26 protein-coding genes, 1 tRNA gene and 1 pseudogene are annotated in these 25,167 nt (G+C 54.6%); 24 read left to right on the forward strand and 4 right to left on the reverse strand.

Annotated features, from left to right (window positions below; translation table 11 throughout):
• The first annotated feature begins 115 nt into the window (after positions 1-115).
• Complete coding sequence (locus GQS10_RS07910; RefSeq protein ID WP_166240815.1) at positions 116-1,438, forward strand: MFS transporter; 1,323 nt, start codon at positions 116-118, stop codon at positions 1,436-1,438.
• A gap of 51 nt (positions 1,439-1,489) precedes the next feature.
• On the opposite strand, the gene GQS10_RS07915 is transcribed toward GQS10_RS07910, so the two are convergent.
• Positions 1,490-2,248, reverse strand: a complete 759-nt coding sequence (locus GQS10_RS07915) for a YheC/YheD family protein (RefSeq protein WP_166240817.1) — start codon at positions 2,246-2,248, stop codon at positions 1,490-1,492.
• Entirely contained in the window at positions 2,232-2,642 is a 411-nt protein-coding gene (gene panD, locus GQS10_RS07920; RefSeq protein ID WP_166240819.1) for an aspartate 1-decarboxylase, read from the reverse strand. Before panD ends, GQS10_RS07915 begins: the two co-directional genes overlap by 17 nt.
• 188 nt (positions 2,643-2,830) lie before the next feature.
• On the opposite strand from panD, the gene GQS10_RS07925 reads away from it, so the two are divergent.
• The 20 genes from GQS10_RS07925 to GQS10_RS08020 all read left to right on the forward strand — a co-directional run bounded on the left by GQS10_RS07925 (position 2,831) and on the right by GQS10_RS08020 (position 22,034).
• On the forward strand, positions 2,831-4,042 hold the full coding sequence (locus GQS10_RS07925) for a threonine synthase (RefSeq protein ID WP_341805028.1): 1,212 nt from the start codon (positions 2,831-2,833) through the stop codon (positions 4,040-4,042).
• Between the two features lie 12 nt (positions 4,043-4,054).
• On the forward strand, positions 4,055-5,284 hold the full coding sequence (locus GQS10_RS07930; protein WP_166240821.1) for a YheC/YheD family protein: 1,230 nt from the start codon (positions 4,055-4,057) through the stop codon (positions 5,282-5,284).
• Between the two features lie 198 nt (positions 5,285-5,482).
• Positions 5,483-6,682 (forward strand): ATP phosphoribosyltransferase regulatory subunit, encoded by a 1,200-nt coding sequence (locus GQS10_RS07935; RefSeq protein WP_166240823.1) that lies wholly within the window; start codon positions 5,483-5,485, stop codon positions 6,680-6,682.
• Between the two features lie 15 nt (positions 6,683-6,697).
• Entirely contained in the window at positions 6,698-7,342 is a 645-nt protein-coding gene (gene hisG, locus GQS10_RS07940; protein WP_424991774.1) for an ATP phosphoribosyltransferase, read from the forward strand.
• Positions 7,343-7,363: 21 nt separating this feature from the next.
• Positions 7,364-8,659 (forward strand): histidinol dehydrogenase, encoded by a 1,296-nt coding sequence (gene hisD, locus GQS10_RS07945; protein WP_166241101.1) that lies wholly within the window; start codon positions 7,364-7,366, stop codon positions 8,657-8,659.
• A complete protein-coding gene (gene hisB, locus GQS10_RS07950) occupies positions 8,660-9,259 on the forward strand; it encodes an imidazoleglycerol-phosphate dehydratase HisB (RefSeq protein ID WP_166240827.1) in 600 nt (199 codons plus the stop codon).
• Positions 9,260-9,262: 3 nt separating this feature from the next.
• Positions 9,263-9,892, forward strand: a complete 630-nt coding sequence (hisH, locus tag GQS10_RS07955; RefSeq protein ID WP_166240829.1) for an imidazole glycerol phosphate synthase subunit HisH — start codon at positions 9,263-9,265, stop codon at positions 9,890-9,892.
• 15 nt (positions 9,893-9,907) lie between these two features.
• Entirely contained in the window at positions 9,908-10,642 is a 735-nt protein-coding gene (hisA, locus tag GQS10_RS07960) for a 1-(5-phosphoribosyl)-5-[(5-phosphoribosylamino)methylideneamino]imidazole-4-carboxamide isomerase (RefSeq protein ID WP_166240831.1), read from the forward strand.
• Between the two features lie 33 nt (positions 10,643-10,675).
• Positions 10,676-11,434: an imidazole glycerol phosphate synthase subunit HisF gene (gene hisF, locus GQS10_RS07965; RefSeq protein ID WP_166240833.1), complete on the forward strand. Its 759-nt coding sequence runs from the start codon at positions 10,676-10,678 to the stop codon at positions 11,432-11,434.
• On the forward strand, positions 11,431-12,090 hold the full coding sequence (gene hisIE / locus GQS10_RS07970; protein ID WP_424991775.1) for a bifunctional phosphoribosyl-AMP cyclohydrolase/phosphoribosyl-ATP diphosphatase HisIE: 660 nt from the start codon (positions 11,431-11,433) through the stop codon (positions 12,088-12,090). The genes hisF and hisIE overlap by 4 nt, the downstream gene beginning before the upstream one ends.
• A 14-nt stretch (positions 12,091-12,104) precedes the next feature.
• Complete coding sequence (hisJ, locus tag GQS10_RS07975) at positions 12,105-12,914, forward strand: histidinol-phosphatase HisJ (RefSeq protein ID WP_166240836.1); 810 nt, start codon at positions 12,105-12,107, stop codon at positions 12,912-12,914.
• A 65-nt stretch (positions 12,915-12,979) separates the two neighbouring features.
• Entirely contained in the window at positions 12,980-13,930 is a 951-nt protein-coding gene (locus GQS10_RS07980; protein WP_166240838.1) for a ribose-phosphate diphosphokinase, read from the forward strand.
• A 44-nt stretch (positions 13,931-13,974) separates the two neighbouring features.
• A complete protein-coding gene (locus tag GQS10_RS07985) occupies positions 13,975-15,720 on the forward strand; it encodes a tetratricopeptide repeat protein (RefSeq protein ID WP_166240839.1) in 1,746 nt (581 codons plus the stop codon).
• A gap of 39 nt (positions 15,721-15,759) precedes the next feature.
• Positions 15,760-16,710 carry a thioredoxin-disulfide reductase gene (gene trxB, locus GQS10_RS07990; RefSeq protein ID WP_166240841.1) on the forward strand — a complete coding sequence of 317 codons (951 nt, stop codon included), beginning with the start codon at positions 15,760-15,762 and terminating at the stop codon, positions 16,708-16,710.
• 210 nt (positions 16,711-16,920) lie between these two features.
• Complete coding sequence (locus tag GQS10_RS07995; RefSeq protein ID WP_166240843.1) at positions 16,921-17,868, forward strand: ROK family glucokinase; 948 nt, start codon at positions 16,921-16,923, stop codon at positions 17,866-17,868.
• A gap of 5 nt (positions 17,869-17,873) precedes the next feature.
• The gene (rapZ, locus tag GQS10_RS08000; protein WP_166240845.1) at positions 17,874-18,761 is read left to right on the forward strand and encodes an RNase adapter RapZ; all 888 of its coding nucleotides are present in this window, start codon (positions 17,874-17,876) and stop codon (positions 18,759-18,761) included.
• Positions 18,762-18,776: 15 nt separating this feature from the next.
• Positions 18,777-19,745, forward strand: a complete 969-nt coding sequence (locus GQS10_RS08005) for a gluconeogenesis factor YvcK family protein (protein ID WP_166240847.1) — start codon at positions 18,777-18,779, stop codon at positions 19,743-19,745.
• A gap of 6 nt (positions 19,746-19,751) precedes the next feature.
• Complete coding sequence (gene whiA / locus GQS10_RS08010) at positions 19,752-20,687, forward strand: DNA-binding protein WhiA (RefSeq protein ID WP_166240849.1); 936 nt, start codon at positions 19,752-19,754, stop codon at positions 20,685-20,687.
• Between the two features lie 129 nt (positions 20,688-20,816).
• The gene (locus GQS10_RS08015; protein ID WP_166240851.1) at positions 20,817-21,086 is read left to right on the forward strand and encodes an HPr family phosphocarrier protein; all 270 of its coding nucleotides are present in this window, start codon (positions 20,817-20,819) and stop codon (positions 21,084-21,086) included.
• Positions 21,087-21,269: 183 nt separating this feature from the next.
• The gene (locus GQS10_RS08020) at positions 21,270-22,034 is read left to right on the forward strand and encodes an SIMPL domain-containing protein (protein WP_166240853.1); all 765 of its coding nucleotides are present in this window, start codon (positions 21,270-21,272) and stop codon (positions 22,032-22,034) included.
• 101 nt (positions 22,035-22,135) lie between these two features.
• Here the strand turns inward: GQS10_RS08020 and clpP are convergent, their stop codons facing one another.
• A complete protein-coding gene (gene clpP / locus GQS10_RS08025) occupies positions 22,136-22,717 on the reverse strand; it encodes an ATP-dependent Clp endopeptidase proteolytic subunit ClpP (protein WP_166240855.1) in 582 nt (193 codons plus the stop codon).
• 155 nt (positions 22,718-22,872) lie between these two features.
• Positions 22,873-22,947, reverse strand: a tRNA-Arg gene (locus GQS10_RS08030).
• Positions 22,948-23,116: 169 nt separating this feature from the next.
• Here GQS10_RS08030 and GQS10_RS23080 point away from each other — a divergent pair.
• From GQS10_RS23080 to GQS10_RS08045, 3 genes and pseudogenes are all read left to right on the forward strand, one after another.
• A pseudogene (locus GQS10_RS23080) lies at positions 23,117-23,336 on the forward strand (autorepressor SdpR family transcription factor); the annotation flags it as partial.
• Positions 23,337-23,651: 315 nt separating this feature from the next.
• Positions 23,652-24,311, forward strand: a complete 660-nt coding sequence (locus GQS10_RS08040) for an SdpI family protein (RefSeq protein ID WP_166240859.1) — start codon at positions 23,652-23,654, stop codon at positions 24,309-24,311.
• Positions 24,311-25,114, forward strand: a complete 804-nt coding sequence (locus tag GQS10_RS08045) for a YhfC family intramembrane metalloprotease (protein WP_166240861.1) — start codon at positions 24,311-24,313, stop codon at positions 25,112-25,114. The genes GQS10_RS08040 and GQS10_RS08045 overlap by 1 nt, the downstream gene beginning before the upstream one ends.
• Positions 25,115-25,167: the final 53 nt, after the last annotated feature.

Consider the following 25,167-nt stretch of genomic DNA (forward strand, 5'->3'; position numbering starts at 1 on the left):
AAGTCTTCAAGAGCTAAGACACGGAATAGGCGAGTAGCTAAGCTTGGAGAGTCGCGCATGTGGGATGCTCCAATTTGGGTAGGTAAAAATTGCACCTTGAAGGGTGGTTCGGGCAATGCCGAAGAATGGGTTAAGAAGTGGTGAGACGCCTGCGGGCTTGCAGGGTTATATCGACTCTCCCCAAATGCAGGAGCAGCTCTATAAACGGACGCTCCGAATCGTCGTTTTCTCGCAAATTTTTGGCGGCGCGGGACTTGCGGCTGGGCTGACCGTGGGTGCGCTGCTGGCCCAAGAGATGCTTGGCACAGACAGCTATGCGGGTGTGCCCGTGGCGCTGTTTACGTTAGGTTCAGCCGGGGCTGCGCTGCTCGTCGGGCGGCTTTCTCAGCGCTTCGGCCGCCGAGTGGGGCTCGCGGGCGGATTTTTTGCCGGAGCTCTTGGAGCGGTCGGGGTCATCCTCGCAGCGATGCTCGGCAGTATCGGCCTGCTGTTTGCCTCGCTGCTCATCTATGGAGCAGGGTCGGCAACGAATCTGCAGGCGCGTTATGCAGGCACGGATTTGGCGAAGCCGGTGCAAAGGGCAACGGCGGTCAGCACGGCCATGGTATCAACAACATTAGGAGCCGTAGCAGGCCCGAGTATGGTGGAGATCATGGGCGGTTTTGCGGCCTCGATCGGTATTCCCCCTTTGGCGGGGCCTTTTATTCTAGCAGCCGTTGCTTTCGTAGCAGCAGGGCTGGTGCTGCTCTTGCTTCTCCGCCCGGACCCGTTCCTCGTTGCAAAGGCGATTGCGGAAGCGAATACGGAGGCGCAGCAGTCCGGCTCTGCGGGGTCGAGAGCAGGCGGATCGATGCGCAGCAATCGGGGGATTGTCGTCGGAGCTGCGGTCATGGTCATTACGCAAATCGTCATGATCGGGATTATGACGATGACGCCTGTACATATGAAAAATCATGGACACAGCTTAGGAGAAGTTGGGCTCGTGATCGGCATTCATATCGGGGCCATGTACCTTCCGTCGCTCGTGACGGGGATGCTGGTGGATAAAATCGGCCGTACGCTTATGTCGTATGCATCGGGGGCTACCCTGCTGGCTGCCGGCATCCTGGCTGCGCTGGCTCCACCGGATTCGATGCTGCTGCTTACCGCGGCCCTCGCGCTTCTTGGCCTAGGCTGGAACTTTGGTTTAATCAGCGGTACAGCAATGATCGTTGACGCTACCGAGCCCGCGAATCGCGCGAAGGCCCAAGGGACGGTCGACGTCCTGGTCGCTTTGGCGGGGGCCTCAGGCGGGGCGTTGTCCGGTATGGTTGCGGCGCATACGAGCTTTGCCGCCCTTTCCTTATCGGGCGGGGTTTTGGCGCTGCTCTTGATCCCGGTAGTCGTATGGGCACAAAGAGAACGAAGTGTAAAGGGAAGCGAGAGCTTATCGGGGTAAGACAAGATCGGGGCGGCAGGCTGCGCAGCAGCTGCCGCCCTTTGCGTGAAATCATAGATTCCAGTCGGATAATGGGTGATCTTTTCGATGAAACGCCATGATTCGTCGATACATCGATTTATCTTTTAATTTTAAAAACATCGATTTCGCAGGCTTAAAATTTGCTTCAATAATCCAAGGCTTTCCGCGGCGGTCCAAACCGACATCCAAACCGATGATACGGATGTCATAATATTTGCTTAAGTGTACAGCGGTTCGCACAGCGAGGGTATTCAGCTTGCGCTTAATTTTGGTTTTGGACTTATGTTTGATATTGGAAGAACGAATGGCTCTCGTAAGAGGAAGTACTTTCCCTCCGCTTCTATTTACATTCGTAATGATATAACCGGATCCGGCTACCTTTGCCAGTTTCCCGGTGACCACCCAGCTCCTGTTTTCCTTCCGCTGGATCATAATCCTTACATCGAAGGGCCTGCCCTTTACTTTAGCAAGTCGGATTTTCTTCTGGACAATAAGAGAGCGATTTTTTGACTTATTGCGAATATAGGAATATGCGGCCTGGCGGCTGGAAACGGTCTTCTTTTTTTTCCCATATTGGACTTTGTATCGTCCGCCTTTCAAGGAAGAGACGGACATTACGCCGCTCCCTTTTGAACCGACAGAGGGCTTCACAATGACCTTTTTATATTTTGACAGCATGGATCGAAAATGCTTCTTGCTCATTCGAAGCGTCTTCGGAAGATAACGGGAAATTTTAGCGGACCTTTTTAGCAGCCTATATTTCGTATATTTGCTACGGTTGTAAGGCAACCCAATTTACCTCCCCATCCTCATCAAACAACGGGTGATCCTTATAGTGGGTCATTTGATTTTGTTCGTCCACGAATACAACTCTCGGAACGACCGTTCTGATTTCTTCCTCTTCAAACAAACCAAGGCTTAATATAATCACCAGATCTCCCGGTTGAAAAAGATGTGCCGGCGGCCCATTGAGGCAAATTTTCCCCGAGCCTTCCGCAGCGGGGATTGCGTATGTTTTCCAGCGGGTTGCATTTCGTAGGCTGGTTACCTGCACCATCTCGTAAGGCAGAATGTTGGCATTTTTCATTAGCGAGGCATCGATGGTGATACTCCCAACGTAATCCAAGCTTGCTTCCGTTACTGTTGCTCTATGAATTTTCCCTTTGCATAGAAGTCGTTTCATAACATCCTCCGTTGTCCCAGCTTTTTACACGCTTATCGAAATAGGGGTTAGCTCATTTCAACCTATTCACCAACCTATTCCATGGTATAGGCGGAACCATGATTTTCAAGAGTGGGAGCTATATGCCCTGCCGAGTTCAGGATAAGCACATAAACTGGTGGTGCCGACTGGTAAAGGAGGGATATGGGGTGGAGAGGTTTCACCTGGTTTGTCGGGCCTGCCGAAAATCGCGGAAATTTCAATTGGCATTGGAGCGATGCTCTTGCGGCGGTTCATTCGTTGTGGAATACGATTTGGAGCAAGTCCAAAACACGCTATCCAAGGAGAGCTTACTGGAGCGCCCTTCAACCATGTGGCGATACTGGGAGCTGCTTCCTGTACGGGATTCGAGCAATATTGTGTCTCTAGGGGAAGGCTGGACGCCGCTTGTCCGGCTGCATCGGGCGGAGAAAGCTTTATCCGTAGCAAAGCTTTGGGTCAAGAGAGAGGAGCAAAATCCGACGGGAAGCTTTAAATCCAGAGGGTTTTCCGCTGCCGTTTCGATCGCCAAGGAATACGGAGTAAGCAAGGTTGCCGTCAACTCTAATGGAAATGCCGCGTCAGCTCTTGCTGCGTATGCTGCATATGCAGGCATGGAAGCTTATGTATTCGTGCCGCAGGATTGTCCGGGTCTGATCGTTGAAGAATGCGTAGGATATGGCGCGCATACGGTGCTTGTGTATGGATTGATCCACGATGCCGGCAAAATCATTCAGGATGGAAAAGCGGAGCAGGGCTGGCATCACGTCGGAACATTGAAAGAACCCGGAAGAGCGGAAGGGAAGAAAACGATGGGCTTGGAGCTTGCGGAGCAGCTGGCTTGGAAGCTGCCGGATGTCATCGTTTACCCGACGGGAGGAGGCTCCGGCGTTATTGGAATGTGGAATGCATTTCGGCAACTGAAGGAGCTTGGGATGGCCCATGGGGACTTGCCGAGGTTCGTCAGTGTGCAGGAAGCAGGCTGTCAGCCGCTTGTTGATGCGGTGCAGGCGGGACGCTTCGCTGAACAAAATTCGGACGTCACATCAGCCCCGACAGGGATGCGGGTGCCAAATCCTCCAGACGGGGATTGGCTTCTCTCTATTTTACGTGAGACGAACGGCACGGCTGTGGCTGTCAGCGGTGAGGAAATTCGTAATGCAAGTATTCACTTGGGCAAGCTGGGCATTTCCTCTTCTCCGGAGGGTGCAGCGACTTGGGCGGGCTTTTGCAGGTTGAGAGAGCAAGGTTGGATTCGGCCGCATGACGAGGTTGTATTGTTCAATACCTCCCACGCAATGAAATATATGCATTGGCCGGTCAAAAATGTGCCGATTGTTAAAAATTATGCGGATTGGGTTACTCATCCCCGCAGGATGTAAGAGGTGGATTCCGTGGGAACGATAGGAATCTTGGTGGATTTGGATGTATTTCGCAACATTAAAAGCGGGAAAACAGGCAATGAAAAGCTAGAGTACTATAATCGGGCAGCCGTTAAACAAGGCCTTACTCCGGTGTATTTGTGCTTGGAACGAATGCAGCTCTCAAAGAAGGCCGCTTACGGCTATAAGTATCGTAACGGCTCCTATGTGTATAACAAGTACGCAATTCCAAAGGTCATTCACAACCGGGCGATGCCTTTTTCAAAGGAGCTGCAGCAAAAGCTCGAAAAATTATCCCGGCGCTATGAGGTGTTCAATTCCTGCACCCGGTACTCGAAGTACCGTATTCATCGGATATTGGAGAAACGGTTCATGGAACATTTGCCAACTACGAAAGGATATGGCCGTCAACGGCTGCGGGATATGATGAAAAGCTTCAAGAGCTTATATATTAAGCCGCAAAGCAGCAGTATTGGCAAAGGGATTATTAAAATCGCCCGTCAATCCGACCGTCTTTGGAAAATTCAGCTTCCGCATAAAACAAAGGTCATGACGCAAAGCAGGACGGAAAAAACGGTGGATCAATATGTTAAATCCAAAGATTATATTATTCAAGAAGCGATCCCACTGGCCGATTATCAAGGGAAGCCGTATGACGTTCGAGTGAGTGTTCAAAGAGGCGCCGACGGGCAGTGGCAAATGACAGGCATGTATGGAAAAGTCGCTCGAAAAGGCAGCCATGTAACGAACGTTGCTCGCAGAGGCACCGTAAAGAAATGCAGTGTATTGTTTAGCCACAGCTTCCAGAACCCCGGTCAGGTAGCAGCGGAGGTTCAGCGAGTGTCGCTCCAAATGACTCAATATTTAGGGGAACAATTAAAAAATCTTGCGGACGTAGGATTGGATATAGGCGTGGATCGTTCCGGAAAACCGTATTTTATCGAAATGAACGGACGTGACCAGCGTTACGGCTTCAAGAAGGCGAAGATGAAAAAGACGTTTTATCGAACCTACGAAAATCCGATCCTCTATGCCAAATACATTCAGCAATCAAGCGGAACGCAGCATGGGGGGAATCTAGGCAGGCTTAATGGGATGCGCAAAAGAAAAACGGTCTGGCCGAATCTGGACCGGAGGAGCCGCCTAAAGACACAATTGGGTTCGTATAAAAACCGGATGGTGAGTTCAAGTCAATTCTCTACAACTCGGTTTTCGGTTATTAAAAATGAGAGAAAGCGTTAAGGGGAATCAACGTCTTCGGTCCCGGTGATGGCATTCGTCAATCATCGGGACTTTATTATTTATGGTAAGGTGCCATTAGGGAATTCCGTTGACGGCACAGGGGTTCCATGGTAAACTTGCGAATAACTTCTTTACTTTGTTAATATGGTAGTATGGTAACACACTAAAGCGTTTTGCGATAGAAAGGCGGAGGAGCGTTTGTCCAAGCCAAAAGTATTTGAGAAGCCGACCGGCGTGCAGGACTATTTGCCGGATGTGGTAGCGAAGCTGCGGGCGATTGAAACACGTGTGCTGGAATGTATGAGCCGTTGGGGTTATCAGGAAATTATGACGCCGACACTGGAATTTTACGATACGGTAGGGATTGCAAGCTCTACCTCGGATAATAAGCTGTTTAAGCTGCTGGACCGCAACGGAGCGACACTTGTGATGCGCTCCGATATGACGGCGCCGATTGCGCGGGTCGTGTCCTCGCTGCTGAAGGACCGCCCGTTCCCGCTGCGCCTGTCTTATCATGGCGCGGTGTTCCGCGCGACGCCGGCGGAAGCGGGCCGGGATATGGAGTTCTTCCAGACCGGCCTCGAGCTCGTCGGCGACGCTTCCGCGGAAGCGGACGCGGAGGTGGTTGCGCTCGCGGTGGCGGCGCTGCAGGCGGCTGGAGTCAGCCGCTTTAAGATCGCCATCGGCCACGTCGGCTTCTTGAACGGGCTGCTGCAGGCAGCCCTGCCGGGACGCCCGGAGGACCAGCAGGAGCTCAAGGAGCGGCTGCTCAACCGGGACTTCGTCGGCTACCGCGATTCGCTGCGGAAGCTGGCCCTGCCGCAGGGCGTAGAAGAGGAGCTTGCGGGCATCCTGCGTCTGCGCGGCGGCGAAGAAATTTGCAGCCAGGCGCTGCAGCTGAAGCTCGACCAAGGAGCAGCCGAGTCGATCGGCCACTTGTGCGAGGTATGGAACATTTTGAAGGATTACGGTGTGTGTGAGCAGGTGCTGATCGATCTGACGATGATCGGCGACTTCGATTATTATACAGGCATGATTTTTGAGGGTTATGCCGCAGAACTGGGCTTTCCGGTATGCAGCGGCGGACGGTACGACAAGCTGCTTCAGCAGTTTGGCCGTCCGGCGGCGGCGACGGGCTTTGCGCTGAAGACGAACCGGATTTTAGAGGTGGTTGACAGCGAGCAGGTGATGGAGCTGGATTCGGTGCTTGTGCTGTACTCGGCGGAGAAGCGCGGCGAGGCGCTGCGCACCGCCCATCTGCTGCGCATCGAGGATGAGGCGCGTGTCGTAGCGAAGCGTGTGGAAAGCGAGCGGGAATGGGAAGAGGCGCAGGAGCTGCCCGGCGGCGGCGTATCCTGGCGCGGCGAAGTGTATTCCCGCCTCGTACGGTTGAAATAAGGAGGGATGCTGGGTATGGAGCAGGACGTGTTGAAGGTTGCGATGCCGAAGGGCCGCATTTACAAGCAGGCATCCAAGCTGTTTCGCGAAGCGGGGCTGGCGATCCCGGAGGAGATCGATGAATCGCGCAAGCTGATCGTTCCGGTGCCGGAGCTGAACATGGAGTTTATTCTGGCCAAGCCGGTCGACGTGCCGACGTATGTGGAATACGGCGTGGCGGACATCGGGGTTGTCGGCAAGGACGTGCTGATGGAAGAGGACCTGGACGTATATGAGCTCCTCGACCTTAATATTGCGCGCTGCCGCATGTCGGTTATCGGGCTGCCGAATTGGAAGCCGGTCATTCATCCAAGGGTAGCGACGAAGTATCCGAATGTAGCGTCGAAGTACTTCCGCGAGCGCGGGCAGCAGGTGGAAGTGATCAAGCTGAACGGCTCGATCGAGCTGGCGCCGCTGATCGGCCTCGCCGACCGTATCGTCGATATGGTGGAAACGGGGCAGACGCTGCGCGAAAACGGGCTGGCTGAGATGGAAGAAATGTTCCCGATCACGAGCAGGCTCATTGCCAACCGGGTCAGCTACCGGATGAAAAATGAACGGATCCAGCAGCTGTGCGACCTGCTGCAGACGCATATCTCAAAGGCGCAGCAGCAGGCCTAGAAGGGAGCGGTAGGGATGACGATCAAAATCGTAAAGGCGGCCGAGTTTGCCTTGGACCGCAAGGTAGAGTACGGGACGCCGGAGCAAAATGCGGCGGCGCAGGCCATCGTCGCGGGTGTGAAGGAGCGCGGCGACGAAGCGCTGCTGGAGTACACGAAGCAGTTTGACGGCGTCGAGCTGACAGCGGATACGCTGCGTGTAACGGAAGCGGAGCTTCAGGAGGCGTACACCAAGGTGGAGCCGTCCTTCATCGAGGACATCCGGGCGGCGGCGGAGCGCATCCGCAGCTACCACGAGAAGCAGAAGCGCTTGTCGTGGATGGACGTCCAGCCGGACGGCACGACGCTTGGGCAAATTATCCGGCCGCTTCGCAGGGCCGGCTTGTATGTTCCCGGCGGGAAGGCGGCTTACCCTTCCTCGGTGCTGATGAACGCGATCCCCGCGAAGGTGGCGGGGGTGCCGGAAATTGTGATGGTGACCCCGCCGGCGACAGCCGGAGTGCCGGGGATCAACCCGTATATTTTGGTCGCGGCAGCGGAAGCGGGCGTGAGCGAGATTTACCGCGTCGGCGGAGCGCAGGCCGTGGCGGCACTGGCTTACGGCACGGCGTCGATCAAGCCGGTCGACAAAATCGTGGGGCCGGGCAACATCTTTGTTGCGCTGGCCAAGCGCGAGGTGTACGGCGTCGTCGATATCGACAGCATCGCCGGGCCGAGTGAAATTGCCGTGCTCGCAGACAATGGCGCGAACCCGGCCTACGTGGCCGCGGACATGCTGTCGCAGGCCGAGCACGACGAGATGGCGGCGGCCATCCTCGTGACGCCGTCGGCACAGCTCGCCGAAGCGGTGCGCGCAGAGCTTGCCCGCCAAGTGGCGGAGCTGCCGCGCCGGGAAATCGCCGAGGCGTCGCTGGCCGCGCACGGCGCGATCGTGCTCGTCGACGACCTGCAGCAGGGCGTGCAGGTGATCAACGCGCTCGCGCCGGAGCATCTCGAGCTGATGATGCGCGACCCGGATGAATGGGTCGGCCGCATCGAGAACGCCGGCGCAATCTTCGTCGGCGAATACAGCTCCGAGCCGGTCGGCGATTATTTTGCCGGACCGAACCATGTGCTGCCGACGAACGGAACGGCGCGGTTTTCCTCGCCGCTGTCGGTGGACGATTTTATTAAGAAGTCGAGCCTTATCCGGTACAGCCGTCAAGCGCTGGAGCGGGATGCGGCGCGCATCGCGGCGCTCGCCCGCCACGAAGGGCTGGAGGGGCACGCAAGAGCGGTTGAAATTCGCCTGAGCCAAACCAAAGGGGGCACGAACTAAATGTCGGAAGAACTGCAGCGTTCAGCGGGCTTATCCCGCAAGACGTACGAGACGGATATCGAGCTTTCGTTCCAAGTAGACGGAAGCGGAGAGACGCAAATTGAAACGGATGTCCCGTTTTTGAATCATATGCTGGAGCTGTTCGCCAAGCACGGACAGTTTAACCTGAACGTGAAGGCGGAAGGCGATATTGCCGTTGACGACCACCACACCGTGGAAGACATCGGCATCTGCCTCGGCCGCGCGCTGTACGAAGCGCTTGGCGACAAGAAGGGCATCAAGCGCTACGCGAACGTATTCATCCCGATGGACGAGGCGCTGGCGCAGGTGATCATCGACGTGAGCAACCGTCCGCACCTGGAATACCGCGCGGAATATCCGTCGCAGACGATCGGCTCGTTCCACACCGAGCTCGTGCACGAATTTTTGTGGAAGTTTGCGCTGGAATCGCGCATTACACTGCACGTCATCGTGCATTATGGCCGTAACACCCACCACATGGTGGAGGCGGTGTTCAAGGCGCTCGGCCGTGCGCTGGATGAAGCGACGTCGATTGACCCGCGCGTAACCGGGGTGCCTTCGACGAAGGGAGTGCTGTAAGCCATGATCGCGATCGTCGATTACGGCATTGGCAACCTGCACAGCGTCAGTAAAGCAGTGGAGCGTCTCGGGTACGAAGCGGTCATTACCGCCGAGCGGGACGAGCTGCTGCAGGCGGATGGTATTATTCTGCCGGGCGTCGGCGCCTTCGGCGATGCGATGGAGCAGCTGCGGGCGACTGGGCTCGGCGACGTCGTTCGCGAGGCGGTGGCGGCCGGAAAGCCGCTGCTCGGCATTTGCCTCGGCATGCAGCTGCTTTTCTCGCAGAGCGAGGAGTACGGGCAGCATGAGGGCTTAAACCTGCTGCCAGGCAAAGCCATCCGCTTCGAAGGCGGCGTGAAGGTGCCGCATATGGGCTGGAACAAGCTCGAGTACCGCGATGCGGCGAGCCCGCTGTTCGCAGGCTTGGAGGAAGGACATGTGTACTTCGTCCACTCCTACCACGTCGTGGCGGACCAGCCGGAGCATGTACTGGCGGTGACGGACTACGAAAGACCGGTCACGGCCATCGTCGGCTCGGGCAATGTGTTCGGCATGCAGTTCCACCCGGAAAAGAGCGGGGAGCTCGGCATGAAGCTGCTAGGCAACTTTTTGAATTGGGCGAAGGCAGGCAAAGCTTCGTCGACTAACTAAACGGAGGTACGGGAAATGTCCTCATTTATTATTTATCCGGCTATCGATATTCGCGACGGCAAATGCGTCCGTTTGCTGCAGGGCGATTACAATAAAGAAACCGTATATAACGACAAGCCGCTGGAAGTGGCGAAGGAATGGGAAGCGAAGGGCGCGGACTGGATTCACCTTGTCGATCTGGACGGCGCGAAAGCGGGCCATCCAGTGAACCACGAGCTGATCGGCGAAATCGCCCGCACGGTGAAGGTTCCGGTGCAGGTCGGCGGCGGCCTGCGCACGCGCGAGGACGTTGACCGGCTGCTTGCGCTTGGCGTGTCCCGCGTCATTATCGGAACGGCGGCGATCGAGGATCGCGCCTTCGTCGAAGAGCTGCTGCGCGATCTGCCGAACCAAGTGGCGATCGGCATCGACGCGCGTGACGGCTACGTTGCGACACGCGGCTGGCTGGAGACGTCGCAGGTGAAGGCGACGGATCTCGCGAAGCAGCTTGCAGAGCTCGGCGCGCAGACGTTTATCTTTACCGACATTTCCCGCGACGGCATGATGGGCGGGCCGAACATCGAGGCGATTGCCAACCTGGCCGCCGTATCGGGCCGCAGCGTCATCGCATCCGGCGGCGTGAGCCGTCCGGAGGACCTGACGGCGCTCGCCGCACGCAGCAAGGACGGCGTGGCGGGGGCAATTGTCGGCAAAGCGCTGTACACCGGCGCGATCGATCTGGCCCAAGCGGTCAAGGAGCTGCGCGCGTAATCCGACGCGCCAAGCAAAGGAGCTGAACCGTTTATGCTGTGCAAACGAATCATACCTTGTCTGGACGTGAAGGACGGACGCGTCGTCAAAGGCGTTAACTTCGTCAACCTGCGCGATGCCGGCGACCCGGTGGAGCTGGCGGCAACGTACGACCGCGAAGGCGCGGACGAGCTCGTGTTCCTCGATATTTCGGCCTCCCACGAGGGACGGGCGACGATGATCGAGGTCGTCAAGCGTACAGCGGGCGAAATCACGATTCCCTTCACCGTCGGCGGCGGGATTTCCAGCCCCGACGACATGAAGCGGCTGCTGCGCGCCGGAGCGGATAAAATCGGCATCAACACGGCGGCCGTAACAAACCCGCAGCTCATTTCCGACGGCTCGCGCAAGTTTGGCGCGCAGTGCATCGTCGTGGCGATCGACGCCAAATTCAACCCGGAATGGGGCGAATGGGAAGTGTACACCCACGGCGGACGCAAGCCGACCGGCATGAAGGCGCTGGAATGGGCCCAGCAGGCCGAGCGTCTCGGCGCAGGCGAGCTGCTGCTGACAAGCATGGACGCCGACGGCACGAAGGACGGCTTTGACATTAAGCTGACGCGTGCGGTCAGCGAGAAGGTCGGCATCCCGGTGATCGCATCCGGCGGTGCGGGCAAAATTGAGCATTTTCATGAGGTGTTTGAGCAGGGCTTGGCGGATGCGGGTCTTGCGGCAACCATTTTTCACTATAAAGAAATGACGATCGGTGAAGTGAAGGCCGACCTGCGGCAAAAAGGAGTGGAAGTCCGGTGACCTACGATATACAAACGCTGCTGTCCGCCATCAAGTGGGACGCAAATGGGCTCGTGCCCGCCATCGTACAGGACGCTTCCAGCAAGGAAGTGCTGATGATGGCCTATATGAACGAAGAATCGCTCAAGAAATCCGCCGAATCCGGCGAGACGTGGTTTTACAGCCGCTCCCGCCAGGAGCTGTGGCATAAAGGCGCGACGTCCGGCAATACGCAGCAGATCACCGATCTGCGCTATGACTGCGACGGCGACACGCTGCTCGTGCTGGTCAAGGCGAACGGTCCGGCCTGCCATACCGGCGAGCGCACCTGCTTCTACCGCAGTGCAGCGCAGCCTGCAGAGGGCCAAGAAGCCGCGCAGGCAAGCGGCGGCAAGTACGACATCTTCGACAGCCTGGAGCAAACGATTGCCCAGCGCGACGAGGAGCGTCCAGAAGGCGCATACACGACCTACCTTTTTGAAAAGGGCGTCGATAAGATTTTGAAGAAGGTTGGCGAGGAAGCGGCGGAGGTTATCATCGCAGCCAAAAACCGTTCCAAGGACGAGCTTCGCTACGAAGCGTCCGACCTGCTGTTCCACCTTCTTGTGCTGCTTCGCGAGCAAGGGCTGCCGTTCGAGGACGTGCTGCAGGAGCTTGCCCGCAGACATAAGAAATAGGAGGAGCGGCGACCATGCAAATCGATTACCATACGCATCACGTGCGCTGCGGCCATGCGGAAGGCACGCTGGAGCAGTACGTACAAAAGGCGATCGAGATCGGGCTCGACCACATTGGCTTGTCCGATCACATGCCGCTCATCCATCTGGATCCGGAGACGTATCCGTTTAAAGGAATGGCCATGCCCTATGAAGAGCTTCCCCATTATGTGGAGGAAGCTTTTGCGCTGAAATCGTCCTATGCGGACCGCATTCAGATTCGCGTCGGCATGGAGGCCGATTATATCGAAGGCTATGAGGATGAAATCCGCAAGCTGATCGAGGCTTATCCGTGGGATTATGTCATCGGCAGCGTGCATTTTCTCGGCGACTGGGACATTACCGACTTTCGCCAAACCGAAGGCTGGAGCACGCGCGACGCCAACGAAGTGTACCGCAGGTATTATGATGCAATAAGAAAAGCGGCAAAAACCGGATTTTATGATATTATAGGCCATGTCGATGTGATAAAACGGTTCGGGTTTAAGCCGACCGAGGATATGACCGAGGTGGAAAATGAAACGCTGCGGACGATCGCCGAATGCGGCACCGCCATTGAACTGAACGCCTCAGGGCTGCGCATGCCCTGCGCCGAGATGTTTCCGTCCCGCCGCATGCTGGCCGAAGCGAAGCGCCTGGGCATTCCGGTGACGCTGGGCTCGGACGCACATCAGCCGGAGCGGCTCGGTCAATACCTGAATGAAGCCAGAAACACGCTAAAAGAAGTCGGTTTCACCCAATTAGCTGTATTTGAGCGGCGTATTCGCTCTCTTGTCTCTTTTTGAATTCCTGCATTCATCTTGTATAATGGAACAGAGCCGCAAGGGTACGGGAGGTTTATTTCTTAATTATGTGGAATCATGAGCAGCTACGCATTTTTTCTGGATCATCCAATCCTAAGCTGACCGATCGCATTTGCAGCGAATTAGGGCAGGAGCAAGGCCGAATGAAAATATCCCGTTTCAAAAGCGGCGAAATTTATGTGCATTATGAAGAATCCATCCGCAATTGCGACGTTTTTCTTGTACAAAGCTTATCGCATCCGATCAATGAGCATCTGGTAGAGCTTATGGTTATGATCGATGCGGCCAAACGTGCTTCGGCTCGTACGGTGAACGTTGTTCTACCTTATTACGGCTATGCGAGACAAGAACGCAAGGCAGCGCCGCGCGAGCCGATCTCCGCCAAGATGGTGGCCGACGTGCTGACGACGGTAGGGGCTTCCCGCATTCTGACGCTGGACCTGCATGCTCCTGCGATTCAAGGCTTTTTTAATATCCCCGTGGATCATTTAACGGCGCTTGACCTCATCAGCGATTATTTGAAAGAGCTGAATCTTCCGAATCCGATCGTTGTGTCGCCGGATGCCGGCCGCGCCGGAACGGCGGAACGTCTTGCGAATTATTTAAATACACCTTTTGCCATTATGATCAAAAAACGTCCTGCGCATAACGAATCGGTTATTACGCATGTCATCGGCGACGTAAGCGGCCAGACCCCGATCATTATCGAAGACTTGATCGACACGGGCTCCACGATCGTCAATGTGGTTAAAACCCTCAAGGAGCAGGGGGCAAATGACGCTTATGTTTGCGCCACGCATCCGGTGTTCAGCTCGAATGCGCTGGAGCGCTTGAATCATCCGAACATTAAGCAGCTGGTCGTTACGGATTCGATCGAAATTTCGGGCGAAACGCCAAATTTACATGTATTATCCGTCGCTCCGATGCTGGCGGACGCTATCCGTATCATTCTGGAGGGCGGTTCCATCTCCACGCTGTTCAAAAGCGGGGGCGTATAAGCAAGACACACGAGTAACGAACGAATCACCTGGAGGTGCCTTTAGTGGAAAAGAAAAAGCCGGTTAACCCGCGGTCGTCTGCCAATGTCATTTCACTTCAAATGGATGCCGCATTCTTTTTCGAGAAGGCCGTCCAATCGATGGATCGCTATCATTTCGACAAAGCGCTGAAATATTTCCGCAGAGCGGTGGATCTGGAGCCGAACAACCCGGTTAACCACTGTAATATGGCGGGGATTATGGCCGAGCTTGGACAGTTTCAAGAGTCCAACGAGGTGCTGCAGCGCATTCTCGATGAAGTCGATCCGGAGATGACTGAATGCTATTATTATTTGGCGAACAATTATGCCAATATGGAAGATTTTGAAGCAGCTGAGACTGCCTTAATCCGTTACTTGGAAAAGGACCCCGACGGGCATTTTCTCGAGGAAGCGGAGGAGATGATGGAGCTGCTCGGCATCGAGCTGCAGCGTCCTCCGAAAATCAGCACGATCAAAGCAAAGGAAGGGCTTTACGAGCATGACAAAGCCCGGGCGATGCTGGAGGAAGGCCGCTTCGCGGAAGCAGTGCGGCAACTGGAGAAAATTGTTCGCAAGCAGCCGGATTTTATTGCGGCGCGCAACAATTTGGCGTTAGCATATTATTATTTGGGCCACTTTGAAAAAGCGGTGCAGGCGATTGACGGGGTGCTGCAGGCTGATCCGGGCAATCTGCACGCGCTTTGCAATATGGCGATTTTCTTAAAGCATATCGGCAACGAAGAGGAGCTTTCCTTGCTGTCGGAGCGCCTGGCGCGCACGGTGCCGTACGCGACGGAGCACACGTTTAAGCTGGCCACCACCATGGGGATTTTGGGACGCCACAAGGAGGCGTACGGGCATTTCCGCCGTCTGCTGAAAAACGGGGAAAACCGTATGGATCCTTGCTTGTCGCATTATGCGGCGACAGCGGCTTATAACATGGGGAATTACGCGCAGGCGGAATACCATTGGAAGCAGGCGGAAAAGCTGGACCCGGCCTCGGACATACCGAAGTTTTACTTGAGCCAGCTCGGTGAGCACCATACCGGAGCATCGGGCAAGCGTCCGGACATTATCGTAAGCTATCATTATCATTTGCCGTTTGAGGAGCAGTTTCAGCTCATCGAGAAGCTGTCTGTGACCGAAGGGATTCCCGAGCATTTCCGCAAGGACCCGCTGGTACGCTCGTCCTTCTTCTGGGCGCTGCGCCACGGCGACCGCGACACGAAGCTGCAGGTGCTGCAGGCGCTGTCGCTGATCGGTGACCGCGAGGTAGAGCTTGCGCTGCGCGATCTGCTGGTCGACGCTGCGGAAGATGATTATATTAAGAAGATGGCCGCGTTTATTTTGCGCGGTATGGGCTTGAAGGATCCGCTTCCGGCCGTCATCGGCGGCAAGAAGCAGACGATTCATGGCGGCTCCTATGCGCCTTCCCTTCCGGTATGGGAGGAAAAGTGGCAGGAGGTCATGGACCGCGCGCTCTCCGCAATGGATAAGCGCTACGATATGATTCAAAGGCACGATTTGCAAACACTTTGGGTAGAATATTTGAGCAGAGTTTATCCTGCCGTGCCGAAGCTGAGCAAGGCCGAGGGCTGGGCGGCTGCTTTAGAATATTTGACGGCGAAGATGCATCGCCGCTCGATTACTTACGTAGAGGTTGCCGAGCGATATGGCGCTTCGATTACAACCGTAAGCAAAAATGTGAAAGCAATTGACGAGGCCTGCGGCCTGCGCGAGAAAATGCGCAGCCTATGGCCCAAAATGTAGTCCGCGCTTCTTTTGCGGCGAAAAGGAGGAGACTGTTGTATGCACAAAGCGATTATTATCGGAACCGGTCCAGCGGGATTGACCGCGGCGATCTACTTGGCGCGCGCCAACCTGAATCCGCTCGTGATTGAAGGGCCTGAGCCGGGCGGTCAGTTGACGACCACCACGGAAGTAGAAAACTTCCCGGGCTTCCCGGAAGGAATCATGGGCCCGGAGCTCATGGATAACATGCGCAAGCAGGCGGAGCGCTTCGGCGCGCAGTTCCGCACAGGCTGGGTGAATGAGGTGGACCTGTCCAAGCGTCCATTCACGCTCAAGATCGAAGGCGGCGAAGAGCTGCAATCGGAGACGCTTATTATCTCTACCGGTGCCAGCGCGAAATACCTTGGCATTCCGAACGAGAAGGAAAGCGTTGGACGCGGCGTGAGCACTTGCGCGACCTGCGACGGCTTCTTCTTCCGCAACAAGAAAATTATCGTGGTCGGCGGCGGCGATTCCGCGATGGAGGAAGCAAACTTCCTGACTCGTTTCGCTTCCGAGCTTACGCTGGTACACCGCCGCGACGAGCTTCGCGCTTCGAAGATTATGCAGGACCGCGCGAAGGAAAACCCGAAGATCAAGTGGGCGCTCAACCGTACGCCGCTTGAGGTCATTTCCGGCGAAAACGGCAACGTCAGCGCCCTGAAGGTGAAAAATAACGCGACCGGCGAGGAAGAATTGCTGGAGACAGACGGTATATTCGTAGCGATCGGCCACACGCCGAATACGAAATTCCTCGGCGGCCAAATCAAAACGGACGAAACCGGCTATATTCTTGTGGAACCGGGTACGACCAAGACGAATGTTCCGGGCGTATTCGCCTGCGGCGACGTACAGGATCTTCACTACCGTCAAGCCATCACGGCAGCGGGCAGCGGCTGTATGGCGGCAATGGATTGCGAGAAGTTTTTGGAAAACAACATGGTGCATGACTGGAGCAAGTCTCTGTAAATTGGCTGACGCTCTCCTTCGGTATCCTACGGACGTCCTTTCATCCCGCGAAAGCGGCGGTGGAAGGGCGTTTTTTTGAACACGACGCCCGTTTCATCGGCGGTTTCCAATGCATTGCCCGTTCTTGACCTTCCCCAAGGGTTCGCTTATAGTGGGAACATAAGAGAATGCGAGAGATCTCATAATTCGGTGATGAGGTGACTGGTCTACATGTCGGAACAAATTTTTATCGGCGTTGACTTAGGCGGTACGACGGTTAAGGTCGGGGTTTGCAATCCTCAGGGCGAGCTCATTTACAGGCTGGAAGGTCCGACGGATACGGCAGGCGGTACGGAGGTCGTACTGGAAAACATCGCGAAATATACGCGTCAAGCGGTGCAGGAGTCGGGACGGGAATGGAATGACGTAGCCGGCATTGGCGCGGGGATCGCCGGATTTGTGGATATTGCGGAAGGCTTCGTGAAGCTGTCTCCTAACTTGCCGCTGAGCAACACACCGGTGAAGAAGATTTTGGAGGAGAAGCTGGGCAAGACGGTAACGATCGATAACGACGCCAACGTAGCGGCTTTGGGCGAAGCATGGGCCGGCGCAGGCAAGGGCGTAGCGAACTGCGTGGTGTATACGCTGGGCACAGGCGTGGGCGGCGGCATTATTATCCGCGGCGGGCTTTACCAAGGCTTTAAAGGGCTGGCGGGCGAGCTCGGCCATATTGCGGTCGTGCCGGATTTGGAAGCGATTCAGTGCAACTGCGGCCAGAAGGGATGCCTGGAGACGGTATCCTCGGCTACAGGCATTGTCCGTATGGCGGTAGATGCGGTCGAGCGCGGCGATTTGTCTTCGCTGAGCGGCGTAGAGAAGATGACGGCCAAAGCGGTGTTTGACGCGGCGAAGCTCGGCGACGAGGTGGCGCTGCGCATTGTGAACCGCGCAGCCTTCTATTTGGCGAAGTCGATGACGGCGGTGGCCGTGATCATGAACCCGCAGCGTTTTATTATCGGCGGCGGGGTTTCAGCGGCTGGGGATATTTTATTCAACCCGATCCGCGAAAACTTTACGAAGCTGGCGCCGGAGCCGGCGCGCGACGGGGTCGACATTGTGCCGGCGATTTTAGGCAATGATGCAGGGATGATCGGCGCAGCCGGTCTTAACTTGAGGTAACGGCCATGGAAACGCAAAGTTTAGGCACGCTGGTCATTATTACGGGCATGTCGGGAGCGGGCAAAACGATTGCCGTGCAAAGCCTGGAGGACCAAGGTTACTTTTGTGTGGATAACCTGCCGCCTGTGCTTATCCCGAAATTTGCCGAGCTGATCGAGCAATCGCGCGGCCGTATTGCCAAGGTTGCGCTTGTAATTGATCTTCGCGGCCGTGAGTTTTTCGATGCGCTGTCGGAGTCGCTGCGCTACCTGCGCGACAACAATACGCTGAATTACGAAATCCTGTACCTGGATGCAACGGATTCGGTGCTTGTTCAGCGCTACAAGGAAAGCCGGCGGCGCCATCCGCTTGCGCCAAGCGGTGTTCCGCTTGACGGCATTAAACAGGAACGGCGCCTGCTTGAGGAGCTGAAGGGTCTGGCAACTCAGGTGATTGATACGAGTAATCTGAAGCCTGCAGACCTGAAGGAGAAAATTTCCGCGCGTTTCACGTCGCTTGAACAGAACGCGTTTTCGATCAATATTGTCTCTTTTGGCTTTAAATATGGGATTCCGATCGATGCGGATATGATTTATGATGTGCGTTTTTTGCCGAATCCGCATTATGTGGACCACTTGCGCCCGAATACGGGTCAAGATCCGGAAGTCTATGAATACGTTATGAAGTGGAACGAAACGCAGGAGTTTCTGACCAAGCTGATGGATATGCTGCATTTTCTCATCCCGCAGTACAAGAAGGAAGGCAAAAGCCAGGTTGTGATCGGAATCGGCTGTACGGGCGGCAAGCATCGCTCTGTTGCGCTTGCTGAGTACATCGGGAAAATGATGGGGGACAGCGAAACTGAAGTTGTGCGGGTCAGCCACCGGGATTCGGAACGCGACCGCCATAAATAAGAGGTGACCGACCGAATGTCCACTCATCCGAAAATCGTCGTTATCGGCGGCGGAACCGGTCTATCTGTGATGCTTCGCGGACTGAAGCAAAAGCCGGTAGACATTACGGCCATTGTGACCGTCGCCGATGACGGCGGCAGCTCAGGGATTCTCCGTTCAGAAATGCAAATTCCGCCGCCGGGCGATATCCGTAACGTGATTACCGCGCTGGCCGAGAAGGAACCGCTGCTTTCCGAAATGCTCCAATACCGCTTCCGAAGTGGGACGGGGCTCGCCGGTCATACGCTGGGCAATTTATTTTTAGCTGCTCTGACCGACATAACCGGCGATTTTGTCACCGCTGTTGCGGAACTGAGCCGGGTGCTTGCCGTTCGCGGCAGAGTGCTGCCGGCTTCCGATCAAGCCATCGTGCTGAAAGCACAGATGGAAGAAGGTGACATCATTTCCGGGGAATCAAATATCCCCAAAGCGGGAAGAAAAATCAAGAGGGTTTTTATTGAACCGCCGAACGTAAAGCCTTTGCAGCAAGCCATCGACGCCCTGGAGCAGGCCGATGCGATTTTGATCGGTCCGGGAAGCTTATACACGAGCATTTTGCCGAACCTGCTTGTTCCGAAAATTGCTGAAACGGTGCTTCGATCAGAGGCGATTAAAATTTTTATATGCAACGTCATGACGCAGCCGGGGGAAACGGATAACTACTCGGTCAGCGATCATTTAAAAGCGGTATATGACCATGTGGGGCATCATATTTTCGACTATGTCATCGTAAATAACGGGGAAATCCCACCGCAGGTTCAGAGCAAGTATGCGGAGCAAGGGGCGAAGGCGGTGCCGCTCGACCTCGAGGAGGTTACGAAGCGCGGTTACAAGGTGATCGCCGATCAGCTGATCCTGTTCCGAACGTACCTCCGCCATGATGCGGAAAAACTGAGCGGACACATCGTTCAGCTCGTCGAAAGCTGGATGGCCCGAAAGAGGTGATGTAGGGTGTCCTTTGCGGCCCTGACCAAGAAAGAACTAACGATGGTCGAGAGCGATGCCTGCTGCGAGAAGGCGGAATTATCCGCCCTTATTCGCATGAGCGGGGCCGTGCAAATCTCGAACCAGCGCGTTATTCTCGATATATCTACCGAAAATGCAGCCATTGCCCGCCGCATTTTCAGCTTGATCAAAAAGCTTTACGGCTTTCAAGCCGAGCTGCTCGTTCGCAAAAAAATGCGGCTGAAGAAAAATAATATTTACATGGTTCGCGTTCCGATGCGGGTGCAGGAGCTGCTGCAGGATTTGCATATCGTATCGGAAGGATTTTTGTTCACGCAGGGTATAGATACCGAGATTGTGAAGGATGATTGCTGCAAACGGTCGTACCTGCGCGGGGCATTTCTAGCCGGAGGCTCCGTGAATAACCCGGAGGGCTCCTCTTACCATTTAGAGATTTACTCTATCTATGAGGAGCACTGCATGGCCATGACGGAGCTGGCCAATGAGGCGTTTGATTTGAACGCGCGTTGTATTGAGCGTAAGAAGGGCTTTGTCTTTTACATTAAAGAAGGCGAAAAGATTATCGAAATGCTCAGCTTGATCGGCGCCCATCAGGCGCTGTTGAAGTTTGAGGATGTGCGGATTATGCGGGATATGCGCAATTCGGTTAATCGTATTGTCAACTGTGAAACGGCGAACCTGAATAAAACGATCGGCGCGGCCGTCCGGCAAATTGATAACATCAAGCTGCTGCAGAGGCAAATCGGTCTGGAAAACCTTCCGGAAAAGCTGCGGGAGGTCGCTGAAATCCGTCTGCGTTACCCGGACCTGAATTTAAAAGAAGTAGGGGAAATGCTAAGCGGCGGCGTAAGCAAGTCGGGAGTGAACCATCGGCTCCGAAAAATTGATGAAATGGCGGAAAAGTTACGGAATTCCAACTAATATGGGCGCTTTTCCGCCTATTTCACAGTTTGCGCTAGTAGATCGCTGAAATTAGTGTTATAATGATATTTATAATATTCGGATGATTCTCCTGGCGTCATGCAAATATCAGTGGGGGGTACGTTGTTCATGACCAAGCAACCCGTGGTCGTCAAACTTAAGACTGGACTACACGCAAGACCTGCTGCCTTGTTCGTACAAGAGGCAAACAAATTTTCCTCGGAAATTTTCGTTGAAAAAGACGATAAAAAAGTGAATGCGAAAAGCATTATGGGTATTATGAGCCTTGCGATCAGCTCGGGTACAGAAGTAAACATTAGTGCCGAGGGTTCGGACGCGGAGCAGGCTGTAACCGCTTTAGTCGCACTTGTCAGCAAAGAGGAATTGGAAAACCAGTAATCGTTTATTAAAGTCTTTACGAATCAAGGAGAGCTGCCTGCGGGCGGCTTTTTTTCGTATCGCTTAATTTTTTGTCCGCTGCCGATTCCGCTGCAACATTTTCCACAAGACATGCGTCTGAAGTACTGAATCGATTCAAATAAATCGCGCGAGGAACGGGGGATTATTAGGATGCAAATGAAGATGAAAAAATGGGTAGTCGTGAGTGCGGCAGCGGTTATGCTTGTATCGGCAGCATGGACAATGGGCGATGCAGGAGAGGTGTTCCGGGTGAAAACGGCGCAGGCAGCGGGAGAGACGCAAATGGCGGATAAACGGACAGTTAGCGTAAATGGCGAAGGCGAAATTACGATTACGCCGGATGTTGCATATGTCCAGCTGGGCGTTCAAACGAGAGCGGATACGGCGATTGCAGCGCAGGAAAGCAATGCGAAGGCCTTTGCCGCAGTTGAAAAGGTGCTCTACGAGCAATATGGCATCGACAAGAAAGATGTGAAAACAACGGGCTTTAACGTAAACCCGGACTATTCGTATCAAGAAAATAAAGCGCCTCAAATTACCGGATATACCGCGCAAAACCTTGTTACTGTAACCTATCGCGATCTGGAGAAGCTGGGCGGCCTGCTTGATGCGGTGTCCAAAGCGGGAGCGAACCGGATTGACCACATCCAGTTCAGCACAGAGAAGGGCGAGGAATACGAGCTGCAGGCCATGGAAAAGGCGATGGCCAATGCCGAGGCGAAAGCCAAAGTGCTGGCGAAGTATGCCGGCAGAGACCTTAAAGGCATTCTGCACATCAACCAGTCCGGAGCGGGCACTCCTGTAGCGTACAGGGCATCCTTTGCCACGGCGGAAAAAGCGATGTTCGATATGGCGTCGCCAAGCTCGTCGGTCGCGCCGGGTGAGCTCAAGGTGAAGGTCAACGTGAACGTCACGTTTGAGTTTTAATAGGAGGCTGCAGTTGGGCGCTAGTTAGGCGTCAGGCAATATAAAAAAACGTTCTTCGCATCGGATTCGATGGAAGAACGTTTTTTTGATTTCTATAAAACTTACGCGCGCTCGATGACTTTATCGATGATTCCATACTGAAGGGCAGTTTGGGCATCCATAAAATTGTCGCGGTCCGTATCCTTTTCGATGCGCTCGATCGGCTGGCCGGTACGCTCGGATAGAATACGGTTCAGCTTGTCACGCAGGCCGAGGATACGCTTCGCGCGGATTTCGATATCCGACGCTTGGCCTTCCGCACCGCCCAGCGGCTGGTGAATCATGACTTCGCCGTTCGGCAGGGCAAAGCGCTTGCCCTTCGCACCGGCGGCAAGCAGGAATGCACCCATGGAAGCACACATGCCGACGCAGATCGTCGATACATCGGGTTTAATAAACTGCATCGTATCGTAAATCGCCATCCCGGAGGTAATGGATCCGCCCGGGCTGTTGATATACAGATGAATGTCCTTCTCCGGATCTTCAGCCGTCAAGAATAAAAGCTGTGCAATAATGCTGTTCGCAACAACGTCGTTAATCGGGCTGCCCAGAAAAATGATGCGGTCTTTTAATAGACGGGAGTAGATGTCATATGCACGTTCTCCCCGGTTTGTTTGTTCTACAACCATTGGGACGAAATTCATAAAGGCGTACCTCCTCTTTGGGTCACATAGTTATATTGTATACAAAAATATACTACCGCAATCCTCCTAAAAAGTCAAAGAAGGTCAAACATCAAATAAACAAAAAAACGACTCTCCGAAATATTCGGAAAACCGCTTTGGTTTTTGTAAGGTAATGGCGCGCTCGCAGGGAATTGAACCCCGATCTCAGGCTCCGGAGGCCTGCGTCATATCCATTGGACCACGAGCGCAAGGTGCAAAAATGATTATATGTTATTAAGAGCTAAAATGCAAGCGTACCAATGTGGCAATTTTTTCGGCGAATGGAGGGCTTGCAGACTCGGAAATAATGAGATATATTTGGGTTAAATATTTAGATAATTATCTAAATATTTAAATGAGAAGGGTACAGGTGACACCATGAATGAAACGTTTAAGGCGCTGTCCGATCCTACCCGCCGAAGGATACTGCAGCTGCTGCGCGACCGGGATATGTCAGCCGGAGAGATCGCGGAGCATTTTCAAATATCAAAGCCGAGTATTTCGCATCATTTAAATGCTTTGAAGCATGCCGGGCTAGTCGATGACGAGCGGAAAGGCCAGCACATCGTATATTCGATCAATACGACGGTGGTGCAGGAGATGATGAGCTGGTTTATCGGGATTATGCAGGGGCCCGCTGAGAGCGCCGGGAATGTAGAAGGACTCGGGGAAGTGCAGGGGGCGGCATCGGTGGAAGCCGAAGCAGAGGCGCAGAAAGAGCTTGCGCCAAAGCCGTCTGACCCTTCAATGGGCTACGGTAAGGAGCAAGCTGGTACTAAGGAGAAAAGAAGGGCCAAGAAATCGAAATCGGAATAAAACAAGCGGATTTTTTAAAATGATCCGGGCTGGAAATGGCTGATCGGACCTGAAATAGAGACAGGCGGAGGAACGAAATCGAAAGGGGATCGGAAAGATGAAGAGATTTTGGACGAAAGCGGATTTGTGGATGGTGCTTACAGGAGGGGCGGCATGGCTTGTCAGCCTGCTGTTTGCCTCACAGCTGCCGGAAAGGATGGCGACTCACTTTGATACGAGCGGAACACCGGATGGATATACGCCGAAGCTGGGCTTTTATGCGATGTTTGTCGGACTCGTCATTATACTGCCGTTATTTTTGAAGTTTGTTACGAAACTTGATCCGAACCAAGAAAATATTAATAAAGCGGTCGGTGCGATTAACGTTGTCCGCTGGGTGCTGACCTTGTTTTCGATCGTCGTTTGTTATGCGATCATCGCTTATAACCTGGGGTATCCGCTGATGGAGGGGAAATGGGCGCTGGTGGCGGTAGGCTTCCTATTTTTTACCCTGGGTAACCTAATGCCGAGATTCCGGCAAAATTGGTTTATCGGTGTGCGGACGCCGTGGACGATGGTTAATGAGGCGGTATGGCGCAAGACACAGCGGCTGACCGGATATTTGTGGTGCATTTCGGGAGTTGTGCTTATTGCGGCGGCCTTTATTATACCGGCAGGCTGGTCGATTGGCGTCGTGATCACAGTCATTACTGCATCCTCTCTCGTGCCTTATGTGTATTCGTATCTCGTATTCCGTCAAGAGGGAGGGAAAGCGTAATGATAGAACAACCAATGATCAGTGCCGGAGCACTGGCAGGAGCGGCCATGCAAATCCTGATCTCTTTGCTGCTTCCCATCCTGTTCATTGTGTATTTTCACAAGCGCGGCGGCTTCTCCTGGAAGGCCGCAGGGGTCGGGATTTTGGTGTTTGTTGTGTTTTCACAGGTGCTGGAGAAGCTGCTTCATGTGTATGTGTTCAGCGTAAACCCGGTGACAGCACAAGCATTAGGGAACCCTTGGCTTTATGCACTATATGGGGGACTGGCAGCGGGCTTCTTTGAGGAGTTCGGTCGATACTTTGGTTGGAAGCTGCTGCTTCGCAACCGTCTGGAACGCAAGGACGGGATTTCGCTTGGTGTCGGGCACGGAGGTATTGAGGCGATCCTAATCGGTGTCATTGGCGGCGTTCAAACGATCGCGTTCGCCCTGCTGATGCAGCAGGGCAAACTGGAGGAAGCGTTGGGCGCGTCAGCCCCGCCGGAAGCGGTGGCGCAAATTCGCGGCGCGCTGGTGACGACGCCGTGGTGGGAATACATCGCGGCCGGCTTGGAGCGGCTTCCGGCGATGCTGCTGCACATTGCGTTTTCGCTGCTCGTGCTGATCGGTGTACGTTCGGGCAAGCTAAAGTATGTGCTTTACGCGGCGCTGCTGCATGCTGCGGTTGATTTTCCGGTGGCCCTATACCAGAAGGGAATGGGGAGCCTGCCGGTATTATATGTGTATTTAGTTCTTATTGGGGCGGCTGCGGCCGTGATCATCGCCCGTTCTAAGAACTGGGCCACTTTTTTGCGGAAAAGCTGAATGAAAAAAACGATTTGGGAAGAGAATGGGATGGGGCCATTCTCTTCTTTTTT

This window comes from Paenibacillus turpanensis (genome assembly GCF_011421635.1).
GTDB lineage: Bacteria > Bacillota > Bacilli > Paenibacillales > YIM-B00363 > Paenibacillus_AK > Paenibacillus_AK turpanensis.

Coding starts and splice junctions, on each gene's coding strand:
- hisJ (WP_166240836.1), top strand. CDS start 12,105: ATGCAAATCGATTACCATACGCATCACGTGCGCTGCGGCCATGCGGAA.
- GQS10_RS08045 (WP_166240861.1), top strand. CDS start 24,311: ATGATAGAACAACCAATGATCAGTGCCGGAGCACTGGCAGGAGCGGCC.
- trxB (WP_166240841.1), top strand. CDS start 15,760: ATGCACAAAGCGATTATTATCGGAACCGGTCCAGCGGGATTGACCGCG.
- GQS10_RS08005 (WP_166240847.1), top strand. CDS start 18,777: ATGTCCACTCATCCGAAAATCGTCGTTATCGGCGGCGGAACCGGTCTA.
- GQS10_RS08020 (WP_166240853.1), top strand. CDS start 21,270: ATGAAAAAATGGGTAGTCGTGAGTGCGGCAGCGGTTATGCTTGTATCG.
- hisA (WP_166240831.1), top strand. CDS start 9,908: ATGTCCTCATTTATTATTTATCCGGCTATCGATATTCGCGACGGCAAA.
- GQS10_RS07980 (WP_166240838.1), top strand. CDS start 12,980: ATGTGGAATCATGAGCAGCTACGCATTTTTTCTGGATCATCCAATCCT.
- GQS10_RS07910 (WP_166240815.1), top strand. CDS start 116: ATGCCGAAGAATGGGTTAAGAAGTGGTGAGACGCCTGCGGGCTTGCAG.
- clpP (WP_166240855.1), bottom strand. CDS start 22,717: ATGAATTTCGTCCCAATGGTTGTAGAACAAACAAACCGGGGAGAACGT.
- GQS10_RS08040 (WP_166240859.1), top strand. CDS start 23,652: ATGAAGAGATTTTGGACGAAAGCGGATTTGTGGATGGTGCTTACAGGA.
- GQS10_RS08015 (WP_166240851.1), top strand. CDS start 20,817: ATGACCAAGCAACCCGTGGTCGTCAAACTTAAGACTGGACTACACGCA.
- hisG (WP_424991774.1), top strand. CDS start 6,698: ATGGAGCAGGACGTGTTGAAGGTTGCGATGCCGAAGGGCCGCATTTAC.
- hisB (WP_166240827.1), top strand. CDS start 8,660: ATGTCGGAAGAACTGCAGCGTTCAGCGGGCTTATCCCGCAAGACGTAC.
- GQS10_RS07995 (WP_166240843.1), top strand. CDS start 16,921: ATGTCGGAACAAATTTTTATCGGCGTTGACTTAGGCGGTACGACGGTT.
- rapZ (WP_166240845.1), top strand. CDS start 17,874: ATGGAAACGCAAAGTTTAGGCACGCTGGTCATTATTACGGGCATGTCG.
- panD (WP_166240819.1), bottom strand. CDS start 2,642: ATGAAACGACTTCTATGCAAAGGGAAAATTCATAGAGCAACAGTAACG.
- hisH (WP_166240829.1), top strand. CDS start 9,263: ATGATCGCGATCGTCGATTACGGCATTGGCAACCTGCACAGCGTCAGT.
- hisF (WP_166240833.1), top strand. CDS start 10,676: ATGCTGTGCAAACGAATCATACCTTGTCTGGACGTGAAGGACGGACGC.